General features: G+C 57.2%; 1 protein-coding gene. It reads right to left on the bottom strand.

Annotated features, from left to right (window positions below; translation table 11 throughout):
- Positions 1–9 precede the first annotated feature (9 nt).
- Positions 10–1,097 (bottom strand): ISKra4 family transposase gene (locus tag IQ241_RS25250; protein ID WP_193912581.1). Its coding sequence is split into 2 segments (ribosomal slippage): positions 10–935 and positions 935–1,097, totalling 1,089 coding nucleotides; the frame shifts between segments, so codons are not numbered across the junction.
- Positions 1,098–1,164: the final 67 nt, after the last annotated feature.

The following is a 1,164-nucleotide window of genomic DNA, read 5'->3' as shown; positions in this document are numbered from 1 at the left end:
GGGAGCGCGTCATACTTCAACGAGAGAAAAAGAGTCCAGGTCGCCATTGAGATAGGCGCAGCGAAGCGCCAGGATCTGCGGCACCCGTTCAGGCTTCCAGCGTGCCCCCGTCACTTGAATGCGCTCATCAATCTGCTTAATCCAAGATTCGACCGAACCCGAACCAATCGGCAAACCTTCCAGCTGGTAGTACTCGTAGTTGGGAATACGACTGCGATGCGTTTGCAGATAGCCTTGAAAGCGGCCAGCCGCTTCTGTCTTAACTGAGGCAAACAAGGCCAGGGTCTTATCGACCTGCCCTCGCCAGAGCAGCGCTTCGGCCTGCTGCAAGCGCTTCAGCGACCCACCGACCTTGTGCAGATTCTCCATCAGGTGAAACCAGTCCAAGATTTCCTCAGACAGCTGCGGCACCTGAAGCTGTGCAAACAGCGACCAGATGCCCGGATGACCATCGCCCAGACAGTAAAACAAGCTGATGAAGCTCAGCTGATGAAGCCAGCTCACCAGCGCCGAGTTGTCCTGGAACCAGGCCATCCCAGCCCCCTTTGCGTTCAGCCGCACTGCTTTGTACTGCTTCCACTCACTGGGAGCGCCTTTGGGAGTCGCCAACCGCACCATGCCGCCATCCAGCGCGACTTCATTGACCTCAGAGTCAACTTCAGGCGCTGCGATGGGAATCCGGTTGACGATGCGTTCTTGGCTCTTCGCACTCACCTTCATCCCAGTCAACAGCTCAACATCGCTAGCGGCCTGACGGTAGGAGGTTTTGGCACTCATTCGTAGACAGCACAGCGCCAGCAACGGACTCTGCTGGACGCCGGGTGCAACGCCGAGCTGCTGGGCTTGCCTGGGGCCGACTCGCAGTTTGCCTAGCAAGCTGTTTAGGGTTCGGCTGTAGCCGCTGTCTGGGCCGACCGCTGTGTCGATAAAAAAATGCCGATTTCGGGTGAGACGTGGTGCAGCAGCTGGCTGCGTACGGCCATTTCGATTTCGATTAAGTTGCCCATCGGCAGTCCCTGGGCCTGGGCATCGGCATACAGGAGCTTGGCAATTTCGCTGACATGAGCTTGCAGCTGCTGGTTTTGCTCGGGGGTCATGGCATCTATTCTCTGCGTCCTACTCCTCTATAGTGGTTTTTCTCTCGCTAAATGATGACGCACTCCC

It is taken from the genome of Vasconcelosia minhoensis LEGE 07310, from assembly GCF_015207255.1.
Taxonomy (GTDB): domain Bacteria; phylum Cyanobacteriota; class Cyanobacteriia; order Phormidesmidales; family Phormidesmidaceae; genus Vasconcelosia; species Vasconcelosia minhoensis.
Note: the sequence above shows the minus strand (reverse complement) of the source record. Positions and strands in the feature narration are given on the sequence as shown.